Here is a 16,169-nt window from a genome sequence, read left to right as displayed (position 1 = left end):
GTGCTAGCAAGTGAAGTAGTGCATATGGCTTGGATCTTTTAGGATGAAAAGGTTAATAAGTTACTGTCTAGAAAACCCAGTAGTTATCATGGTGGGCATGATATTTTTACTGCTTTTTGGTTACTTAAGCGTTATAAGGATGCCTTATGCACTTACACCAAAGATCTCTCGTCCAATCATCTCCATAACTACAACTTGGGCGGGGGCAACTCCTTATGAAGTAGAAAAAGAGATAGTCCAAAGACAAGAAAAGTATCTTAAAAATCTTCCTAATCTTTTAACCATGACTTCAAGCTCTAGGCAGAGTGCTGGCTCTATAGTGCTAGAGTTTAAGATAGGGACTAATACTAATGAGGCTTTTTTAGATGTAAGCTCTAAGCTTAATGAAGTTAGGGGCTATCCTAGTGATATAGATAGGCCAGTTATAAGACCTACTGGGGATGATGTAGCACCTATTGTGTTTATGTTTGCTAGGAGTTTAGATAAGTCTTCAATCCGTCATAAGTATCTTTTTTTGATGGATGATGTAGTTAAGTACTATGAAAGACTACCCGGGGTTGGAAGTGTGACAGTTTCAGGTGGCGTCCCACGTGAGATACACATAGCTTTAAATACTAACTCGCTAGCTTTTTATAATATTACTGTAGATGATGTAACTAAGGCCTTACAAGCACAAAACATCAACGTCTCAGCAGGCACTATAGACTATGCTCAAAGGACTTATAGAGTAAGGACTGTAGGGGTTTATGGAGATGTGCAAGATATATACAACACAGTTATAAAAGCAAGTGGTGCTAAGGTAGTAAGGCTAAAAGATATAGCTAGTGTTATAGATACTTTTGCTAAGCCAACTTCGCCAAATATCCATGATAATGACGAAACAGTAACTATGCTTATACGCCCTACAAATGATGGCTCAGTGCTAGAAGTAGTAAAAAGCGTTAAAGAGTTAACAGCTAAGTTAAATAAAGGAATCTTAAAAGATAATCATATAAAAATAGACCTTGGAAGAGATAGCTCTTCTTTCATACAAGATGCTATAAATCTAGTCAAAGAAAATGTCTTTGAAGGGATAATCCTTGCAGCCATTGTGCTTTATCTTTTTTTGCGAAGTATTTATACTGTCTTTGTTGTAAGTTTAATCATACCTCTTTCTATCCTTAGCTCTTTTATCATTTTAAACGCACTTGATAGGACATTAAATGTCATATTACTAGCTGGAGTTAGTTTTGCTATATCTATGATAATAGATTCTAGTATCGTGGTAGTTGAAAATATACACCGGCACCATAGTATGGGCAAAAGGATGTTTGAGGCTTGTAAGGATGGGGTTTCAGAAGTAGCTGGTGCACTTTTTGCAAGCACTGTAACAACTATTGCTATCTTTATACCTATCATCGGGCTAAAAGATGAGATGGGGCAGTTTTTTGTTGATATAGCCCTAGCTTCATCTTCAGCATTAATAATCTCTTTTATAGTTTGTCTTTTTGGACTGCCTATGCTTTATTACACCATGGCTAAGTACTTTTTGAAGAAGAAAAAAAAGACTAAGATCTTACAAAATAACGAAGTAGAAGAACTAGCGATAAATTCAAAATATAGATTCTATAACCCTAAGTGGCTTTTTGATACCATGCTTGGGATAGTTGGCAAGTTCTTGTTTAATATAATAGATTGGATATTAAGACTAGTTTTAAAAAATGTCTTTACAAGATTAGCTGTTATCATAGTTTTTTGTGTGTGCAGTGTTTTTATATCTATAAAAATCTTTCCTAAGCTTGATTATCTCCCTAAGGGCTCACAAAACTTTATCCTAGGCTATGTAAGCATACCTAATGGCTTAAGTTATGCTGAAAGACTAAAGATAACTGATGCAATATATAACTACAATAAGCCTTATTTGCAAGTAAATGGCTTTAAGGGCGATGATAAATACCCAGCCATAAAAGACTTTTTTGTAACTGCAAGTCCAACTTTAGTTGAGTTTTATGAGATATCAGCTGATCCAAAAAGGGCAAAAGATCTAATCCCACTTATGAGAGATACTATAAACTCCATACCCAATATCACAGGAACTGTAGTAGAGCAGGGTATGTTTAGTGCAAGCAGGATAAGTTCTAGTGTAGATGTAAACATCATAGGCTATGACTTAGATTCTATGATAGATAGCACTAGGGCTTTTATAAACCTAGCCCATAAGTATCTTCCGGGTGCTAGGATAAGAGCTATACCTAGCTTAGATTTAGGTAATAAAGAAATAACGCTTTATCCAAATGAGAGGGCTTTAAGTATAAATGGCCTTAGTGTAAAAAGCTTTGGCAATATAGTAGATGTGCTAATAGATGGGAAAAAAGTAGGTGACTTTAGAGATAACTATGGACGCTTAAGTGACATCATGCTAACTGCTAATCAAGAGGCAAAAAGTCCAGAAGATATGCTTTATACACAAATCTATACGCCTTCTAAAAGGATAGTGCCACTTAGCTCATTAGCTGATATTAAATACACTCAAGGAGTTTCTCAGATTCGCCACTATGAGCAAGAAAGAAACCTTCTAATCTCAATTAACCCAAGTGATAAGATGCCGCTTCAAAGCGTACTTGAAACCATAAGTGATAAGATAATCCCTGAGCTAAAAGCAAGTGGGGAGCTAGAAAACAACAAAGTAGTTTTTAGCGGTAATGCCAATAAGCTTTATAAGCTAGCAAGCGAGCTAGGCTATGGCTTTTTACTAGCACTTGGTATAACCTATCTCATACTTGCAGCCCTTTATGGAAACTTCATCTATCCTTTTATCATCATATTTACCGTGCCTTTTGCTGTTGCAGGTGGGCTTTTAGGGCTGTGGTTTGTAAATAAATATATAGCTGTGCAAAACCTTGATGTATTAACCATGCTAGGCTTTATCATACTAGTAGGATCAGTTGTTAATAACGCCATATTAATCGTCTATCAAAGCCTTATAAACTTAAAAGAGCATAAAATGGAGATATTTGCTAGTGTGTATGAAGCTACAAGATCACGCATCAGACCAATCTATATGGGCATGCTAACTACAGTCTTAGCACTCTTTCCTTTAATCTTTTCTAATGGGGCTGGAAGTGAGATATATAGAGGATTAGGTGCAGTTATCGCTGGTGGACTTTTAGTATCAACTATCATATCAGTTTTTGTGATTCCATCTTTATTATTATTTGTATTAAGGAAGCCAAATGACGAAGTTGCTTAAGTTTACTTTAGCTTTTTTACTACTTAGCATTTTAGGCTTGCAGTCTGCTTATGCTTTAAGTATGCAAAAGATGGTAGATATGGCACTGCATAATACTTATAAGCTAGAAGCCCAGCGCTACAAAGTAAAAAAAGCACAAAGTGATATTAAAAATGCCTATGCTTCATTTTTACCAAGTATAAACTTTGGCTATCTTTATAGCTATAACGCCCCACAAGATAGACTTGCTTACCAGCAAAACAACCTTCAACTTACCTCATCTTTTAATATCTTTAATGGCCTTAAAGACTACTATACTTTAATGATAGCTAAAAGCAACTATAAGCAAGAGCTTAATACCTTAGAATCTACTAAAAACGATCTTGTATTAATGACAAAGATTGCCTACTTAAAGGCTTTGGAAAACAGAGAAGCACTAACTATCTCAAAAGATTCCATAGACTTGCTAAACGTGCAGTTAAAGATAGCTAAGGAGTTTTATAAGCAGGGCGTTGCAGATAAAAGTGATGTTTTAAGCATACAAGTAAATATAGCTAATGCTGAGATTGAAAATCTCAAAACTAAGTCTGACTTAGATGCTAACTTAAACACCTTAAGAGTGCTAACTGGTGCACTTATAGACCCTTCAGTTTTAGAAGATATAACAGTTCCAACTTTCAATATAGATAGAGATGAGCTAATGAAAAATATCTATCAGCACAACATCTCATTGCAGCAATTTAACACAGGAGAAGAGCTTATAAGACAAAATATCAAGCTTTCAAGATCAGGCTACTATCCAAAGATAAATATTAACACTAGCAACTTTATAGCCCTAAGTGATAGCAGGGATAATAACATCTTACAAGCCGCGGCTAATCAAAACCAAGTAAGACTAAGCCTAACTTGGAACTTTTTAGATGCAACTAAAAGCTTTTATAACACTCAGGCTTTAAGTGCAGACTTGCTATCTTTAAACTCATCGAAAGTTGACTTAAAAGAAGATATCTTACTTCAAGCAACTAGTTTGATAAATGCACTTAATATCGCCAAAGCCCAGATTAACCTAGCTACTGTCGCCTTAGCCCAAGCCCAAGAAAACTACCGCATAGTTAGCAATAAGTACAAGCAGCAAGTTGCAAGGTATGTTGAGCTTTTAGATTCTGAGTTACTTTTGACTAATGCAAAGTCGCGCCTTAGCGTGGCAAAGTATGAATTAGCCATCAGCATAGCAAGAATTTATCACCTTGAAAACACCCAGTTTTAAGATATACTATCGACTTATATTTTTTGCAAAAGGATGTTCATGGCTACAGTTATAAGACTAACTAGAATGGGGAGAAAAAAGAAACCATTTTATAGGATAGTGGTTACAGATTCTAGAAAAAGAAGAGATGGTGGATGGATAGAATCTATAGGCTACTACAACCCTCTAACTGAACCAGCTAGCTTTAAGATAGATATGGAAAGATTTAACTACTGGAAAGGTGTTGGTGCTAAGATGAGTGAACGTATAGAGGCTTTAACTAAGCAAAAGTAGCTTTTAAGTGGTAGAAGACTTTTTAAAACACTACGCCCAAAAGATAGTTCAAAACAAGGATGCAGTGAGCATTCAAAAGACTATGAAAGATGTAGACTTTTGCGAGATACAGATATATGTCGCAAGCAGTGATGTTGGACGTCTGATTGGAAAAGATGGCAAGATGATAAGTGCTATAAAGACTTTTATCTCAGCTTGTAAGGCAAAAGATGGCATCAGCTATAAAGTAAGCGTACAAAGTAATACCTAGTCTATGTTACTTGTCTTAAAGCTTGGTGCAAGTGTTGGCGTAAAAGGTCTTATGCGTTTTACTTTAGCTAGCGACTTCCCAGAGTTTTTAAAACTAGGCAGGATCTTATACTCAAAAGCCCTTATCCCCTTTGAGATAAGCTATATAAACTTAGAAAAATCTCACATAGGCTTTAAAGATGTAAACTCTTTAGAATCTGCAAAACTTCTAACTAACACTGAGCTTTTTGCTAGTAAAAGTGAGAGTGAGAGTGAGTTAGTTTTAAAAGAGGATGAGTACTTTTATGATGATGTAGTTGGGCTAAGTGTGATAGAAGATTTTAAAGTGCTTGGCAGGGTTGTTGATATACAAAGGATTAATACAACTGACTATTTGCATGTTAGGACTGAGGAGGGCAAGATCTTTTTGCTACCTTATATAGATAGGTTTGTTTTAAAGATAGACTTGGAATCTAAAAGCCTTTTTAGCGTTGATGCAGTCTATTTGCTACCTTAAAAGACTTTAAAGTTCTTACTCAAAAGAAGCCAAGCCATGAAGTTTAGTTTTATAACCCTTTTCCCAGAGCTTATAGTGCCTTACTTTTCTTATAGCATCTTAGGTAGGGCTTGTGAGCTAGGACTTATAGAAGCTAACTATATTAATATAAGAGATTATGCGCTTAATCCATATAAAAAAGTTGATAGTGCTTTGGTTGGAGGAGGGGCTGGCATGGTCTTGCTTCCTAATCTTTTACATAGGGTTTTGGGCGAGGTTAAAGATTCTAGGATACTTTTCATGGCACCTTGTGGGGCACGTTTTAGTCAAAAAGATGCTAAACGCTTAAGCAAGTTTTCTCATATAAGCTTTGTGTGTGCAAGGTATGAAGGCTTTGATGAGAGAAATATAGAGCTTGATGCCCATGAGGTTTTTAGCTTGGGGGATTTTATACTAACTGGAGGTGAGCTAGCTGCTAGTGCTATGGCAGATAGTATAGCTAGGCAGGTAAAAGGAGTGCTTGGTAATGAGACTTCTTTAGAAGGTGAAAGCTTTGAAAACTCGCTTCTAGAAGCACCAAATTTTGCTGCGAGATTAGATAGTGCGGCTAATATGGATTCTAAAAAAAGCTTAGATTGTGATACTAAGCTAGATTTTTTTGATAAAGGAGGCGTCCCTTTAGAATATTTAAAGGGAAACCACGCTAAAATTGCGGATTTAAAACTAAAACTATCTGCTTTGAAGACTGCTTACTTCAGACCGGATTTACATCAAAATTAAGGACTACAAATGAAAAATCGCTACATTCAAGACTTTGAAAACGCCCAGTTACAAGGTAGAGATGTTCCTAGCTTTAAAGCTGGGGATACTTTAAAGGTGGGTATAAAGATAACAGAAGGTGATAAGACTAGGATACAAAACTTTGAAGGTATCTGCATAGCAGTACATGGAAACGGAGTTGATAAGACTTTTACTGTTAGAAAGATGTCAGCTAACAACATAGGCGTTGAGAAAATCTTCCCACTTTATAGTGACGCCCTAGAAAGTATAAAAGTGCTAAGAGTAGGACGCGTAAGAAGAGCTAAACTTTACTATCTAAGAGATAGAAAAGGTAAAGCAGCAAGGATAAAAGAGCTTAGAAAAGTAGTTACAGCCTAAGTTTATAATGCACAAAAAAGCAGCCGCTTTAGCTTATGATAAAGATAAAGATAGTAGTCCTAGGCTAGTTGCTAGTGGAGTAGGGCAGATAGCACAAGCGATAATCCAAAAGGCAGAAGAGTTTGATGTACCTTTGTTTAAAAACGAGGTTTTAGTTGACTCTTTAGTGCATATGGATCTTAACGCTAATGTTCCTCCAGAGCTTTATCAAGCAGTAGTTGAAGTCTTTGTATGGCTTCAAAATACTGAGAAAAACACTCAGATAAGTAGGCTTTAAAAAGAGATTCTGAAGCCTTTGCCTTTGAAAAGTTGTAATCTAACTTTTATAAGATTAGTTTTTTGTGATGTATGTATCATCACTAAAGTTTGATTTTTACAAAAGTTACCTTGCATGTAAATTTTAAGTGTAATTTATATGCAAAAAACTTGATTTTATTAAAATTAAAAAGTACAATTGTAATTCTTTTTTAAATTAATTCATGCGGGAATAGCTCAGTGGTAGAGCACAACCTTGCCAAGGTTGGGGCCGCGGGTTCGATCCCCGTTTCCCGCTCCAAGTTTTTGCCCAGATGGTGGAATGGTAGACACAAGGGACTTAAAATCCCTCGGACATTGCGTCCGTGCCGGTTCAAGTCCGGCTCCGGGCACCATTTTACCTAGTTGGATGGTGGCGACATAGCCAAGTGGTAAGGCATGGGCCTGCAAAGCCTTGATCCTCGGTTCGAATCCGAGTGTCGCCTCCAAATCTAAGTAATCTTTATTATTAAAAAATACTTTTTAGACTTTATGGTTCTTGTTCTTGTAAGAGGCTTTAAAGGCTTTTTATAGTTGTCGGGAGATGGCTGAGTGGTCGAAAGCGGCGGTCTTGAAAACCGTTGAAGGTAACACTTCCAGGGGTTCGAATCCCTTTCTCCCGGCCAGAAGCGATTTGTTAGATTTGCTTTTTGAAATCCTTTTATCTTTAAAGACTTACTTTAAAGATTTTATTTACTTTTTAATACTTTCTTAATGTTTACTGTACTTTTAGCTTTTATTTGTTTTGATGCAAAACTCTTAGCTAGATTACAATCCTCCAATAACGATTATGATGCTTAAGATATTAGCCTTAGGCTTAAGGTCTAATATCTTAAGGTTGCTTACGCCTTGTTTTATTTTAAATGTAAACTTAAATCCTTATTTATTAATTTTACTTTGCAGGCTTGCTTTTTTTTTTTTTTTGATTACAGTATCCAAATGATGTTGATTTAGCGTCATTAATTAATTTTAAAGGTTTATCTAATGAGAAAAAAGACCCTTCTAGGTGTGTTAGGTTTAGTAATAGCCCTAAGTTCTGCAGGTTATGCAAAAAGTGGTGTTTTTGTAGGTGGTAATCTAGGCTTACCTATAACAGCAGCTACTGATATCCCATCTTTAGTTCAGCCATTTATCCCAACAACTGGCGTAGGCTATACAGTAGGTGTCAATGTAGGTTATAAGCAAGATTTAACTACAGAAATGGGTTTAAAATACTATCTAAGCTATAACTTCTCTCAAAGTTTTGCTAGTAAAGCCATAGGACCTATAGAAAACAAAGCTGATATATTAAATCACTTAGTAGTTGCAAATGTAGACTACTTTTATGACTTTGATAAGATGTTTGGTGCTTATGTTGGTATAGGGCTAGGTTACTCTGACTATAGTGGGTCTTTTAATATAGCTAATATTGCTGACTTTGGTATAAGTGGCGGAAGCTTTGCTCTTCCTATAAATGTAGGCGTTAACTTCAATATAAATGAATCTAATACTATATCACTAGGTGCTAAGATACCAGTTCTTGGGACAGATGTAAACGTACTTGGTGCAACTGCACAAAAAGTGCAAGCTTTACAAAATGGTGGAGGGGAAAGTTCTTCTAGTTCAAGTACTACTACTGATGGCGAGCCAGCAGCATTGCAAGTTATAAAAGGTGGCACGCTTAGAAACTACATCATACAGCTTGGCTATACCTATACTTTCTAATACAAAGTAGGTATTTTTTATTTATAACTCCTTCCCTTATGTAGATATTGAAATGGCCACTAGTTTTAAGCTAGTGGTAGCTTTATATTTACACACTTAACTCTTTAAACATAGAATCAAACTTCCCACCCTACAACTGCACATAGCCTGCACCTGCTGCGATTAGATATCCAAAGATACAAGCACTTATAACTCCTATAAGACCGGGGATTATAAAGCTATGATTTATGACAAATCTTCCTATGTGCGTAGTACCTGACCTATCAAACTGTATGGCTGCTATATCGCTTGGATATATAGGCAAGATATAGTAGGCATAGCAAGCTGGAGCAAAGGCTACTATAAGACCGGGGTGTACTCCTATACCCAAAGCTACTGGCACAAAGGCAACTAGTGCTGCGGCTTGAGAGTTTATAAAGTAAGAGATGACAAAAAGCATGATGGCATAAGTCCAAGGATGGCTTATAATAACTCCCCCTAAGACATCTTTCATCATATCAAGGTGGACTGAAAACATAGTATTAGCCATCCAAGAGATTCCAAAGATAGCTACTAGTGCTATCATGCCCGACTTAAAGACGGCATTTTGTGAGATCTTATTAGCATCAGTTTTAGTAAACATTAATATACATGTCCCAGCTAGCAGCATAAAAATCTGGATGATATTAACCATACTCATGCTTTCTGCTTTACCGTGTACTTCAAAGACTGGTCTTAACTCCTTAAAGTAGCCAAGTATCGCAACTATGACTATAGCTCCCAAGAAGATCCACATAGCAGCCCACTGTCTTTTAGCAAGCTTTTTGCCAACTAGTGAGCTTTCTTTAGTATCGCCATAAAGGTGGGCTTTAAAGTCTGGATCTTTTAGTCTTTCTTGAAAGGCTTTATCTTTTTCTAAAGACTTGCCACGAAACATGGAATAGATTCCAACTATAAGCACTCCTATGTAAGTAGCAGGGATGGTGATTTTTAGTAAGTCTATGTAGCCATCAAAGCCTGCAAGATGGGACTTTGAAGCAAGTAAGAGACTAGTTAGGGTAACAACTGCTACACTTACTGGAGAGGCTAAGATTCCAAGTTGGGCTGAGATAGAGCTAGCTGCCATTGGGCGTTCGGGGCGGATGTTGTTTTTTATAGATATATCATAGATTATGGGCAAGACTGTATAAACGACGTGTCCAGTACCACAAAGCACAGTTAGAGTACAAGTTACAAGTGGAGCTAGTATGCTTATAAATCTAGGATTTTTACGCAAGATCTTTTCAGCTATCTGAAGCATAGCTTCTAAGCCTCCACTTGCTTGAAGCGTAGCTGAAGCACTAACTACTGCTAAGATAGTTAGCATAACTTCTATGGCTGGCTTATCTGGGGCTATCTTAAAACCAAAGGCAAATATAAAAAGTGCCACGCCTCCTAAAAGTCCTAGAGCCATACCACCTTTTTTAGCACCAAAAAAAAGACAGAGTATGACTATGATGATTTGGATGATGAGTTGTGTGCCCTCATTTAGACTAGTTAAAAAACTCATGGATGTTCCCTTCAAAAAACTAATATGCCTTAAAAATAGGAAGTAAGTATAAGACGTTTTTTATGATATGGATAGGCTTAAAGATAAAGTTTTTTTACTTATATACTTTGAATGTCAGACTAAAAGGTTACATAATGATAAAAATTATTAAGAAAATATTTTATTTTATTAGAAAAGTTTAGATTAAGCATTAAAGGTTAACTTTTTTATATCTAGTAGAATCAATTTTGTCTAAGAAATTTTTTACCTTCAAAAATACTTTTATATAGCTTAGGCTTAATAAAGTTAAATATTTTTTACTTTATTAATAAAAATTGATATTTTTTAATTATTCTTAACTATATTTTATATGTTAAATTAGCACAAGTGTTAGAATTTGTCATTGCATTTTTAACCAAATCAAAAAAAGGATTGAGAAGATGAGTATCTCAAGAAGAAATGTTTTAAAAGCTAGTGCTTTGTTTGCACTAGTACCACTAGCTCCAAGTTTACTAAGTGCTGCGGAAAAAAGTGAGCAGATGGCAAAAGTCATGAGTAAAGCCTCAGAGATGAAGTATGTAACTAGTCTAGTTAAAAACGGTGAAGTTATAACTGGTGCGCACTGGGGTATCTTAAAAGCAACCATCAAAAACGGCAAGATAGTATCTTCTCGTGGGGCTAATGAAGCTAAAGAAAAGATAAAAAATCCTCTCCAACATGTAGTAGGAGACCAAGTCTATGCTAAGTCACGTATCAAATACCCCATGGTTAGAAAGTCTTATCTAAAAGATCCTCATAATAATAAGCCTGAGCTTAGAGGTAAAGATGAATGGGTGCGTGTATCTTATAAAAAAGCAATAGAGCTTATAGCAAGTGCATTAAAAGAAACGAGGGAGAAAAAAGGTCCAGAAGCGATTTTTGCAGGAAGCTATGGCTGGAAAAGTAGCGGAAATATGCATAATGCCAGAATCTTACTTCAACGCTTTATGTCTATGAGTGGTGGTTTTACTGGAAGCACTGGGGACTACTCAACAGGTGCAGCACAAGTCATCATGCCTCACGTGATAGGGACTATAGAAGTTTATGATCAACAAACTGTTTTCCCTGTAGTGCTAAAAGATTCTAAAGTCATAGTTATCTGGGGAGCTAACCCTATGAGCACGCTTAGAAACGCTTGGACTGTAAGTGAAGGAAGCGGCTTAGAGTTTTTTAACAAGTTAAAAGATAGCGGCAAAAAGATAATCTTAATAGACCCTATAGGCAGTGAAACTGTAGAGTTTTTTAAAAGTGCTAAAGGTAGCAAGTGGATACAGCCAGTGCCTAACACAGACGTTGCTTTAATGCTTGGAATCATGCATACAATGTATATAACTAATAAGTATGATAAAAAGTTTCTTGATACCTACACTACTGGCTTTCCAAAGTTTTTAGACTATATGCTAGGCAAGAGTGATGGGGTAGTGAAAGATGCCACTTGGGCTAGTAATATAAGTGGTGTAGATATTAAGACTATAGAGTATCTTGCAAAAGAGATGTTTGAAAATAGAACTATGATAATGGCAGGCTGGGGTATGCAGCGTGCCCACCATGGCGAACAACCTCACTGGATGTTAGTAACGCTTGCTTCTATGATAGGACAAATAGGACTTCCAGGTGGTGGCTTTGGTTTTAGCTACCACTATGCTAATGGTGGTAATCCAGCAGCAAAAGCAGCTGTAATTGGCGGGATGAATCTGGGCAATACAAAAGGAGCAGAAAGTGGTGCTAGCTGGCTACTAAAAGGATCTACTGTTAGTTTCCCAGTAGCACGTATAGCAGATGCACTTTTAAACCCGGGCAAGACTTTAGAAGCTGATGGCAAAAAGATAAAGTATCCAAAAATTGATCTAATCTACTGGGTAGGTGGGAATCCATTCAGCCATCATCAAAATATAAATCATCTTATAAAAGCTTGGCAAAAACCTAGCCACGTTATAGTTCATGATCCTTTCTGGACTGCTACTGCAAGGCATGCAGATATAGTTATGCCAATAACTACTAGTTATGAAAGAGATGATATCTCTATGAGTGGGGACTACTCTAACCTTAATATAGTACCTATGAAAGCCCTTGTAAAAAGACAGTATGAAAGCGTGGATGACTATGAAGTCTTTAGCGACTTAGCAGTAAAACTTGGAATCTATGAACAATACACTGAAGGCAAAACTCCAAGAGAGTGGATAGAGCAGTTTTATAACACTGCTTTAAGTGCTGCTAAGCCTCAAGGTATCTCTATACCAGATTTTAAAACTTTCTGGGAGAAAAATGAGCCTTTAAGCTTTGAAGTGCCTGAAGAAAGCACTGAGTTTGTAAGATACTCTAACTTTAGAGATGACCCAATCTTAAATCCACTAGGAACTCCAAGCGGCAAGATAGAAATCACTTCAGAGACTATAGCTAATATGAACTATGATGACTGCAGGGCTTATCCTTCTTGGTTTGAACCAGCAGAGTGGCTAGGTATGAAAAATAAACCTGCAGAGTTCCACTTACTTAGTCCACATCCTGAGTTTAGACTTCACTCTCAGCTAAACAATACTAGCTTGCGTAAAAAGTATGCAGTAAGTGATAAAGAGCCAATCTGGATAAATGAAGAAGATGCCAAGACTAAAGGCATAAAAAATGGCGATGTAGTAAGGGTGTTTAACGCTAGAGGTGAAGTGCTAGCAGGAGCAAAAGTCACTAAGGAGATAAGGAAGGGTGTTTTAAAGCTAAATGAAGGTGCTTGGTATAACCCAGATAGCAAAGGGCTATGTAAAAATGGCTGTGCAAACGTGCTAACTATGGATATATCAACTTCAAAACTAGCTAATGGTAACTGCCCAAATACTGCCTTAGTTAACATAGAAAAGTATAAAGGTAAAGTAGAAAAAGTAGATATCTTTGAAGAGCCAAAAAATATGAAGGTTTAAAAACTTAAGCTTTTAAAGAATCTAAATATTATTAGTGCTACGCCTGCTTTGATATTACTTTGCTTAGCAGGCGATGCATTTTTATACTTTTAGATTCTATGGATTTATAGAATCTAAAAAGTGCTAAAAATAAGGCAGTTTTATTTTTATCCCACTTCTAGGTCACAAGGCGTCTACTTATCCCCCCTTCATTGATACTTTTAGGGGTAGGGGTGTGAAAAGATTAGAAAGCAATTAGATATTTTAGTATTTATCATATTTAGGGGCTTGCTTATATTTAGCAACTTATAGCCAATTAACACCTTATACAACCTCAAAGGTTTAATATAAGTAGCCACATTAACTAATGTCCTTATCTTTCGTTTAGGCAGTTTTTTTTAACTAATTTTTTAAAATCTTTTAATAATTAGTTAAATCTTTTTAACCTAAATCAATCAAAATTATATTTTTTCTCATTTTTTAACCACTCTTAATAATTTAAAATATCTCAAGTGCTAAAATACGCCCCAAGCATTACTATTTTCAATCAATTAAAAATTGGGAGTTTAACCATGAGTATTTCAAGAAGAAGTGTTTTAAAAGCCAGTGCTTTATTTGCACTAGTGCCATTAGCACCAAAACTTTTAAGTGCAGCTGAACAAAAAGAGCATATGGACAAAGTGATGAGCAAAGCCTCAGAGATGAAGTATGTAAGTAGTTTGGTAGAAAACGGAGAAGTTATAACTGGTGCGCACTGGGGTATCTTAAAAGCAACTATCAAACATGGCAAGATAGTTTCTTCAATAGGTTTAAATGACTCTAAAGAAAAAGTTAAAAATCCTCTTCAACATGTAGTAGGAGACCAAGTCTATGCTAAGTCTAGAATCAAGTATCCTATGGTTAGAAAGTCTTATCTAAAAGACCCTCATAACAGCAAACCTGAGCTTAGAGGTAAAGATGAGTGGGTGCGTGTATCTTATAAAAAAGCAATAGAGCTTATAGCAAGTGCAGTAAAAGAGACTAGAGAGAAAAAAGGTCCAGAAGCGATTTTTGCAGGAAGCTATGGCTGGAAAAGTAGCGGAAATATGCACAACTGCGTAGTTTTACTTCAAAGATATATGAGTATGGGTGGGGGCTTTACAGGTATAACAGCTGACTACTCAACAGGTGCAGCACAAGTTATGCTTCCTCACGTAGTAGGAACACTAGAAGTTTATAACCAACAAACTGTTTTTCCAGTGGTTATGGAAAACTCTAAAGTCGTAGTTATCTGGGGAGCTAACCCTATGGTAACTTTAAGGATAGCTTACTCAATAAGTGAAGGAAGTGGACTAGAGTTCTTTAATGACCTTAAAAATAGCAATAAGAAAATCATCCTTATAGACCCTATAAAAAGTGATACAGTACAGTTCTTTATGGATAGAAAAAATTCAACTTGGATAACTCCTATCCCTAACACAGACGTTGCTTTAATGCTTGGAATCATGCATACAATGTATACAACTAACAAGTATGATAAAAAATTCCTAGATACTTATACTACTGGTTTTGATAAATTTTTAGACTATATGTTAGGTAAAACTGATGGTGTGGTTAAAGATGCTAAATGGGCTAATTCAATATGTGGTATAGATGAAAAAACTATAAAAGACCTAGCTAAAACTATGTTTGAAAATAGAACTATGATAATGGCAGGCTGGGGTATGCAGCGTGCCCACCATGGTGAACAACCTCACTGGATGTTAGTAACGCTTGCTTCTATGATAGGTCAAATAGGACTTCCAGGTGGTGGCTTTGGTTTTAGCTACCACTATGCTAATGGTGGTAATCCAGCAGCAAAAGCAGCTGTAATTGGCGGGATGAACGTAGGTAAGGCTACTTCTGGTGGAGCAGCTTGGCTTCAAAAAGCTTCAGCTGTTAATATACCAGTTTCTAAAATCGCAGACTGCTTAGCAAACCCAGGAAAAGTTATAGATGCAAATGGCGGTAAAGTCAAATACCCTGATATAGACCTAATCTACTGGGTAGGTGGAAACCCTATCGGTCACCACCAAAATATAAACAACTATGTAAAAGTTTGGCAAAAACCTAGCCACGTTATAGTTCATGATCCTTTCTGGACTGCTACTGCAAGACATGCAGATATAGTTATGCCTACAACTACTAGTTATGAAAGAGATGACATCTCTATGAGTGGGGACTACTCTAACCTTAATATAGTACCTATGAAAGCCCTTGTAAAAAGACAACATGAAGCAAAAGACGACTATGAAGTCTTTAGTGACCTTGCAAAAGAAGCAGGATTTCATGAACAATACACTGAAGGCAAAACTCCAAGAGAGTGGATAGAGCAGTTTTACAACACAGCACTTAAGTCTGGAACACCTCAAGGTATAAAAATGCCAGATTTCAAAACTTTCTGGGATAAAAACATGCCTATAACTTTTGAAGTACCAGAAGAAGATAAAACTTATGTAAGATATGCGGACTTTAGAGATGATCCAATCTTAAACTCACTAGGAACTCCAAGTGGTAGGATAGAAATCTACTCAGAGACTGTAGCTAAGATGAACTATGATGACTGTCGTGGTTATCCTTCTTGGTTTGAGCCAGCAGAGTGGCTAGGTATGAAAAATAAACCTGCAGAGTTCCACCTACTTAGCCCACACCCAGAATATAGACTTCACTCTCAGCTAGCTAATACATCTTTACGCAACAAATATGCAGTAAGTGATAAAGAGCCAATCTGGATAAATGAAGAAGATGCCAAAGCTAAAGGTATAAAAAACGGTGATGTAGTAAGGGTGTTTAACGCTAGAGGTGAAGTGCTAGCAGGTGCAGTTGTTGGCAAACATGTTAGAAAAGGTGTTTTAAAACTAAGTGAAGGTGCTTGGTATAACCCAGATAGCAAAGGGCTATGTAAAAATGGCTGCGCAAACGTGCTAACTATGGATATATCAACTTCAAAACTAGCTAATGGTAACTGCCCAAATACTGCCCTAGTTAACATAGAAAAGTACAAAGGTAAAGTAGAAAAAGTAGATATCTTTGAAGAGCCAAAAAATATGAGAGAGTTTAGAATCTAAGCTTTTATAGCTCTCATG

General features: G+C 36.4%; 12 protein-coding genes and 4 tRNA genes. 15 read left to right on the top strand and 1 reads right to left on the bottom strand.

The genetic code is table 11. From position 1 onward, the window contains the following. Positions 1-43: 43 nt before the first annotated feature. The 13 genes from BKH40_RS03105 to BKH40_RS03045 all read left to right on the top strand — a co-directional run bounded on the left by BKH40_RS03105 (position 44) and on the right by BKH40_RS03045 (position 8,628). Entirely contained in the window at positions 44-3,229 is a 3,186-nt protein-coding gene (locus BKH40_RS03105) for an efflux RND transporter permease subunit (protein ID WP_095276866.1), read from the top strand. Further along, positions 3,213-4,475, top strand: coding sequence for a TolC family protein (locus tag BKH40_RS03100; protein WP_095276864.1), 1,263 nt, complete (start codon positions 3,213-3,215; stop codon positions 4,473-4,475). The genes BKH40_RS03105 and BKH40_RS03100 overlap by 17 nt, the downstream gene beginning before the upstream one ends. 39 nt (positions 4,476-4,514) lie before the next feature. Beyond that, the gene (rpsP, locus tag BKH40_RS03095) at positions 4,515-4,748 is read left to right on the top strand and encodes a 30S ribosomal protein S16 (RefSeq protein WP_095228536.1); all 234 of its coding nucleotides are present in this window, start codon (positions 4,515-4,517) and stop codon (positions 4,746-4,748) included. Positions 4,749-4,755: 7 nt separating this feature from the next. Next, positions 4,756-4,998 (top strand): KH domain-containing protein, encoded by a 243-nt coding sequence (locus BKH40_RS03090; protein ID WP_095276862.1) that lies wholly within the window; start codon positions 4,756-4,758, stop codon positions 4,996-4,998. Between the two features lie 3 nt (positions 4,999-5,001). Beyond that, complete coding sequence (gene rimM, locus BKH40_RS03085; RefSeq protein ID WP_095276861.1) at positions 5,002-5,493, top strand: ribosome maturation factor RimM; 492 nt, start codon at positions 5,002-5,004, stop codon at positions 5,491-5,493. 36 nt (positions 5,494-5,529) lie between these two features. Then, a complete protein-coding gene (trmD, locus tag BKH40_RS03080; RefSeq protein ID WP_095276859.1) occupies positions 5,530-6,252 on the top strand; it encodes a tRNA (guanosine(37)-N1)-methyltransferase TrmD in 723 nt (240 codons plus the stop codon). 9 nt (positions 6,253-6,261) lie between these two features. Further along, complete coding sequence (gene rplS, locus BKH40_RS03075) at positions 6,262-6,630, top strand: 50S ribosomal protein L19 (protein ID WP_095276858.1); 369 nt, start codon at positions 6,262-6,264, stop codon at positions 6,628-6,630. A 7-nt stretch (positions 6,631-6,637) separates the two neighbouring features. Then, entirely contained in the window at positions 6,638-6,907 is a 270-nt protein-coding gene (locus BKH40_RS03070; protein ID WP_095276856.1) for an EscU/YscU/HrcU family type III secretion system export apparatus switch protein, read from the top strand. Positions 6,908-7,111: 204 nt separating this feature from the next. Beyond that, positions 7,112-7,186: transfer RNA gene (locus tag BKH40_RS03065), tRNA-Gly, on the top strand. 7 nt (positions 7,187-7,193) lie between these two features. Beyond that, a tRNA-Leu gene (locus BKH40_RS03060) sits at positions 7,194-7,280 on the top strand. Between the two features lie 19 nt (positions 7,281-7,299). Continuing rightward, positions 7,300-7,373, top strand: a tRNA-Cys gene (locus BKH40_RS03055). A gap of 89 nt (positions 7,374-7,462) precedes the next feature. Beyond that, positions 7,463-7,550: transfer RNA gene (locus BKH40_RS03050), tRNA-Ser, on the top strand. A gap of 358 nt (positions 7,551-7,908) precedes the next feature. Then, positions 7,909-8,628, top strand: coding sequence for an outer membrane beta-barrel protein (locus BKH40_RS03045; protein ID WP_095276854.1), 720 nt, complete (start codon positions 7,909-7,911; stop codon positions 8,626-8,628). A 130-nt stretch (positions 8,629-8,758) separates the two neighbouring features. Here BKH40_RS03045 and BKH40_RS03040 read toward each other — a convergent pair whose 3' ends face one another. Next, positions 8,759-10,156, bottom strand: coding sequence for an anaerobic C4-dicarboxylate transporter (locus tag BKH40_RS03040; protein WP_095276852.1), 1,398 nt, complete (start codon positions 10,154-10,156; stop codon positions 8,759-8,761). A 419-nt stretch (positions 10,157-10,575) separates the two neighbouring features. On the opposite strand from BKH40_RS03040, the gene BKH40_RS03035 reads away from it, so the two are divergent. Together BKH40_RS03035 and BKH40_RS03030 are read left to right on the top strand one after the other, a co-directional pair. Beyond that, positions 10,576-13,086: a molybdopterin guanine dinucleotide-containing S/N-oxide reductase gene (locus tag BKH40_RS03035; RefSeq protein WP_095276850.1), complete on the top strand. Its 2,511-nt coding sequence runs from the start codon at positions 10,576-10,578 to the stop codon at positions 13,084-13,086. A gap of 551 nt (positions 13,087-13,637) precedes the next feature. Further along, positions 13,638-16,151, top strand: a complete 2,514-nt coding sequence (locus BKH40_RS03030) for a molybdopterin guanine dinucleotide-containing S/N-oxide reductase (protein WP_095276848.1) — start codon at positions 13,638-13,640, stop codon at positions 16,149-16,151. Positions 16,152-16,169: the final 18 nt, after the last annotated feature.

Source organism: Helicobacter sp. 11S02629-2, assembly GCF_002272875.1.
In the GTDB taxonomy this organism is placed as follows: Bacteria; Campylobacterota; Campylobacteria; order Campylobacterales; family Helicobacteraceae; genus Helicobacter_I.
The sequence above is the reverse complement of the archived record's forward strand: the minus strand, read 5'-3'. Positions and strand labels throughout refer to the sequence as shown.

Coding starts and splice junctions, on each gene's coding strand:
- rplS (WP_095276858.1), top strand. CDS start 6,262: ATGAAAAATCGCTACATTCAAGACTTTGAAAACGCCCAGTTACAAGGT.
- BKH40_RS03035 (WP_095276850.1), top strand. CDS start 10,576: ATGAGTATCTCAAGAAGAAATGTTTTAAAAGCTAGTGCTTTGTTTGCA.
- BKH40_RS03030 (WP_095276848.1), top strand. CDS start 13,638: ATGAGTATTTCAAGAAGAAGTGTTTTAAAAGCCAGTGCTTTATTTGCA.
- BKH40_RS03105 (WP_095276866.1), top strand. CDS start 44: ATGAAAAGGTTAATAAGTTACTGTCTAGAAAACCCAGTAGTTATCATG.
- rimM (WP_095276861.1), top strand. CDS start 5,002: ATGTTACTTGTCTTAAAGCTTGGTGCAAGTGTTGGCGTAAAAGGTCTT.
- BKH40_RS03100 (WP_095276864.1), top strand. CDS start 3,213: ATGACGAAGTTGCTTAAGTTTACTTTAGCTTTTTTACTACTTAGCATT.
- BKH40_RS03045 (WP_095276854.1), top strand. CDS start 7,909: ATGAGAAAAAAGACCCTTCTAGGTGTGTTAGGTTTAGTAATAGCCCTA.
- BKH40_RS03070 (WP_095276856.1), top strand. CDS start 6,638: ATGCACAAAAAAGCAGCCGCTTTAGCTTATGATAAAGATAAAGATAGT.
- BKH40_RS03040 (WP_095276852.1), bottom strand. CDS start 10,156: ATGAGTTTTTTAACTAGTCTAAATGAGGGCACACAACTCATCATCCAA.
- rpsP (WP_095228536.1), top strand. CDS start 4,515: ATGGCTACAGTTATAAGACTAACTAGAATGGGGAGAAAAAAGAAACCA.
- trmD (WP_095276859.1), top strand. CDS start 5,530: ATGAAGTTTAGTTTTATAACCCTTTTCCCAGAGCTTATAGTGCCTTAC.